Here is a 5289-nt window from a genome sequence, read left to right as displayed (position 1 = left end):
CGCACTTTCTGTTCCGTAAAAAGGGATGCCAAAGCAACGGTCAAAGTGAGCCCTGCTGAAGGTCCATCTTTGGGAACCGCTCCAGAAGGAAAATGAATATGTATGTCCTGAGTTTCAAATAACTTGGGCGGTATCATAAAAGTGGAATGATTGGCTTTTAAATAACTAACTGCAATGCGGGCGGATTCTTTCATTACATCGCCCAAAAGACCGGTTAAAATGATATTTCCTTTTCCGGGCATTCTGATGGTTTCACAGAAGAGAATTTCTCCCCCAAAACCAGTCCAGGCAAGTCCAGTAGCCACTCCAATTTCAGGTTTGCGATTGGCAAGTTCCAAAGTTACTTTACGCGGGCCCAAATATTTAACGATATCTTCCCCTTTGATGGTCCATTTCTGATTTGTGCCGCTGGCAACTTCTTTGGCAATTTTGCGGAAAATGGAGCCGATTCTTCTTTGCAGATTGCGCACTCCTGCCTCGCGAACATAATAACGAATTATTTCTTGTAAAGCAGATTTGGTAAAAGTAATCGGCACTTTCCCCAAACCGTTGTCTTCCTTTTCGCGCGGAATTAAGTAATGCTTGGCAATTTCTATCTTATCATTTTCCAAATAGCTGGTGAATTCTATAATTTCCATCCTGTCTCTTAGCGGGGGTGGAATGGTCTCCAAAGTATTGGCAGTAGTGATAAACAGCACTTCAGACAAATCAAATGGTAGGTTTATATAATTATCCACAAAGCTGTTATTTTGTTCCGGATCAAGCACTTCCAAAAGTGCAGAAGCAGGATCACCTCTAAAATCACGACCCAGCTTATCAATCTCATCCAGCATAAAAACTGGATTGGCGGTTCCCTGCCTTTTAATTTCCATAATTATTTTACCGGGCATAGCTCCAATATAGGTTCTGCGATGACCGCGAATTTCCGCTTCGTCATTAATTCCACCCAAAGACATTCTGATGAATTTTCTGGAAAGTGCCCTGGCAACTGATCTACCGATTGAGGTTTTTCCGGTTCCGGGAGGACCGACAAAACAGAGAATGGGACCTTTTAAATTACCTTTCAGTTTCTTCACCGCGATGAATTCCAAAATGCGTTCCTTGGCTTCTTTTAAGCCGTAATGATCGTGTTCCAAAATGCGTTCGATTTTTTTCAAATCCAAGCGATCTTTGCTGTAAACTCGCCAGGGAAGATTAACTATCCAATCCAGATAATTTCTCACCACGCTGTATTCACTGGAAACCGGTTGCATATTAGAAAGGCGTTCCAACTCTTCCAAAGCTAAATCTCTAACATAATCTGGAAGGTCTTTCTGAGCAATCTGAGCACGCCAATTTAATATTTCATTGCTAACTTCATCCGTTTCTCCCAGTTCTCTGCGAATGGCGTCCAATTGTTCGCGTAAATAATATCTACGCTGATCTTCAGTCATTTCCAGCTGAATATTGTTACGAATGTTATTCTCTACTTTCATCTGCTTAATAAGTTCAGCCAGACAATTGTTCAAAATGTGAAATCTTTGTTTCAGGTCTATCGTTTCCAGAATCAGTTGTCTATCAGAAATGGGCAGGTCTATGTTACCCGCTATAATATCTGCCACTCTGCCTGCCTGCTTGATATTATTAAGTCCAGCAATCATTTCTCTATTTAAAACATTACTTTCCTGGGCGATTTTTTCCAATAATTCCAAAGCCACTGTTCTATATGCTTGAACTTCTGGATCTTCATCCATTTCTTCCGCAATAGCTTCTATATCTACCATAATGAAGGGATTTTTTTGCACAATTTTTTGCAATTTTATCCGGCTGGAACCCTGAAGTAACATACTAATGGAACCATCCTGGTTTCGCAGCATACGCAAAATGGTTACAGCCGTTCCGATATGAGCAAGTTCCGTTTGTTCGGAATCATCTTTTTCCACATCCAGAAAAAAAGCCATCAATTTATCGTTTGCCAGTGCATAATCAATCACCAGCTTTGATTCTTCGTCTGAAACTACAAGCGGCATAAGCAAATAGGGAAACATCACTACATTGCTTATATGCAGAACCGGTAATGTTCTCGGTATTTTTGTCGTTTGATTGTCCACTTTGTCTCCTGTTAAAATAAAATTTTGTATTATCGTTCTTGAAATGTAGTTCAAGAAATAAAAATCACTTTTCAAACACTCTTATTTTTTTTTGATTCATCTATAATCTAATGCAAGATTACAAATAAGCAAATGGAAGTTTGCTTAGTGTTGAACAGCTATGTAAAGAGCGGTTGCCAGTTTTACAAGATTATCATCCGTGGCTTTTAAGCTCAGCGATAATTTTTGGGCAATATTTTTCATAACTATGTATGCTGCCTGATAATCATATTCGGCAAACTTAGCAAAATCAGCTTTAGCCAATGTGTATAACTTGCAATCAGTTACAGCAATTATATTAGCCGTTCTGGGTCCATGCCCCAATAAGCCATTTTCTCCAAAAGTGGGAAGGGAATCACCCTCCAGTTTTGCCAACACTTTATTCGTCAAATATTGATCGGCATCAAAACCTCTTACCAGGTCTTTGGTAACTTGCACGCTGCCTTTCACCAGAACAAAAATTTGATCCCCTTCAGTATCATCTTTTATAATTACACTTCCTTTCGCTACCTCTAATTCTTTGAAATGCGGTTGCAAATAAACCAAGGCCTCTGCTCGGACATCTTTAAACAAAGGAACCTTTGCCAGTGTTTCCAGTTCTATCATTCTATCATCCTTCAAACCATTAAAATAGCATAATCATTTATCTGTAACTGACTATGGCGGTCTGGTTTCCAGCGAACATTACTTTTTTCTTCCGGCAATGTTTTTTGCGATTTGGCTAAGGCGTATTGGATGAATTGATCTATGCCACTGCTGTCATCAGTAAAAATGGCGGATAATTCCAATTCCGGTTCCTTGGCAAGCAAACCCAAAAGCAAATAACCACATTCCTTATAATAATAATCGGATAACTCTCCAAAACTTTTCCCAATGAATTCAGTCGGAATCTTTTGGGTGAGCAGATGATTTTGTTTATCTTGAGCTAACTGACAAAAAACAGCCAGAAAATTGATATCGGCTACACTATTGGCTAATATATAGCCACCGATGTCATCCCAGACAATTATGTTGATGATGCCAATTCTTTCTAATAGAGAACGGTTTTCCGGATTTACCAGCTGAACCGTGATTTTGTCTTTCCGAGTAAGGTAACGAACAGCATTTGCTACAATAATACTATGATCATCCGTAATATTATGTTCCAATTGCTCATCCGCTAAAATTATTACCTGGTTAGCCGTATCCACGGAAGCTCTTTTCAGGGTTTCTTCTTGGCTTACCTCGCCTCTTACATATTCTAATGAAAGCGTAGGATAGCGAGATTCCACTCGCTCAAAAAAATCCGGTGGTTCATTGACAACTATACAGATGTCTGTTTCCGTAACATTTTTTTCCACCAGCGCTTTTAGAAAAAAATCAGCTGTTTTATTCCAACCGCAGATAACTATATGATTATGTGTTTTTATCTGTTTCAATCCTTTCGCTCCTTTTAAACGGTTCTCCACAAAAAGTGAAGCGATCATACCGGTAAAAAATGATAATGAAGAATAGCCAACTATGATTAAAATAATACCCACCAGCCGCCCTGGATAGGTAACCGGAAATTTATCTCCATAACCAACTGTAGCTATTGTAACTATCGCCCACCATATTCCGTCCCAAAATGACCTTATGGAATTTCCTTCCATTCCTCGATGTTCAAAAGCCCAAGCAAGTAGAGAAGAAATTAATAGCAAAATAGCGATGAACATACATATCAACAGAAAACGGATCAACAATTTTTGATCATCGCCCCGAATATTATGACGATATAATAATCTTTGAAATCGGCTGGAAGTAATCTTCATATTTATACTATAATCAAGAACCAAACCATATTTAAAATACCGATAATCAGATTTAGCACGGTAAAGCCAATCAGTAAGGGCTTATAAACATATTGTTTGAAATATCCGTAAAAGAAATCAATGCTTAATTGTATGTCTAATTCATCAATACGATGTTCTACTTGCAATTGTTCCACTAACTTCGGAATGGTCTTTCTTAAAAGTTTTTCCACTATCCCAGTTAAAGCATCGGTAAGCTTATCCCAAATTAACATTCTTAATTTGGAAGGGATAAAAACCCAGCTCTCTACAAAGTTAGTTTTCTCCCTTATGAATTGTCGCACTTTTTCTATCCAGCCATACAAATAACCATTCTTATTGTAAGGATTGGATGCCTGATTCAGATAATCGTGCACAAGCTCTCGAACTTTTTTGAATAACCAGTCCCTTTTGGCTACCAGAAATCCGGGAGTGAAAGGAATCTTTTTACCAAAAATGTATTTTGCTTGGCGATTGAATAACAGCCATCTAAGCAAAAAAAGTAAAATACAACCGAGAACAATGTTCCACAGAATAAATGTAAGTGATTTTAAGAATATCATTTAAAATCCTCCTCCACCGCCCCCGCCGCCGGAACGACCTCCGCCAAAACCGCCAAATCCGCCAAAACCATTATTGCCACTGCTCCAAGAACTTCCATCACTTCTTCCTCCAAAATTTCCTCCGCGACCGCCAAAAAGAGTAAGCCAAAAAAGCCATTCAATTATTCTGCCGCGGGTAACTATTATTAAAATAATGAAAATTGCCAGAAAAGCAAATAAGCCCACTCCGCCCGAATTTTTATTTGTTTTCTTTTGTGAATAATCCGAAACGCCTGTTAAGGTAATACCTTTTTCTTTGGCTATGGTGGAAAGCAGCATTAATGAACCTTGCATAAATGCTTGATCCCAATCTTCGTTCCCTTTGGTTAAATAACTTTTCATCGTCTGATACACTTGTTCCACATAAGCATCAGGCAAATAACCTTCCGAGCCATAACCAACTTCAATCCGAATTCTTCGCTCTTTTAGAGCTAAAAGGACTAAAACGCCTTCATCCTGTTTATTGCCTATTTTCCACTTTTCATATAGTTTTACGCCATAATCAACTTCATTCATTCCTCCGATATCCGGTAGAGTGACAATCGTGAAATCGACATTGGTTTTTTCGCGCAATTCAATAGCCCAATCGTTAATTTTGTGCAGAGTTTCTGCGCTTAAGATGTTGGCAAAATCATTCACAAAACCAACTGGTTCAGGAATTGTTACACCACAAATTAAACTGGCAAGTATTACAAACCCTGCAATCAGAAAGAACCGCTTATATTTCATTAAGAATATGCCCCATTTTGT

At 38.6% G+C, this 5289-nt stretch carries 5 protein-coding genes; all 5 read right to left on the bottom strand.

The features are described from left to right. Positions 1-2090: endopeptidase La (lon, locus tag ABFC98_06290; protein ID MEN6445640.1), on the bottom strand; the 2090-nt coding region annotated here is incomplete at its 3' end. Between the two features lie 144 nt (positions 2091-2234). Then, entirely contained in the window at positions 2235-2735 is a 501-nt protein-coding gene (locus ABFC98_06285; protein MEN6445639.1) for a cyclic nucleotide-binding domain-containing protein, read from the bottom strand. 11 nt (positions 2736-2746) lie between these two features. After that, positions 2747-3919, bottom strand: a complete 1173-nt coding sequence (locus tag ABFC98_06280; protein MEN6445638.1) for an ion channel — start codon at positions 3917-3919, stop codon at positions 2747-2749. A gap of 2 nt (positions 3920-3921) precedes the next feature. After that, entirely contained in the window at positions 3922-4500 is a 579-nt protein-coding gene (locus tag ABFC98_06275) for a hypothetical protein (GenBank protein MEN6445637.1), read from the bottom strand. After that, a partial coding sequence (locus ABFC98_06270) for a TPM domain-containing protein (protein ID MEN6445636.1) occupies positions 4501-5289 on the bottom strand: 789 nt, incomplete at its 5' end.

It is taken from the genome of Candidatus Cloacimonas sp., assembly GCA_039680785.1.
Classification (GTDB): Bacteria; Cloacimonadota; Cloacimonadia; order Cloacimonadales; family Cloacimonadaceae; genus Cloacimonas.
The sequence above is the reverse complement of the archived record's forward strand: the minus strand, read 5'-3'. Positions and strand labels throughout refer to the sequence as shown.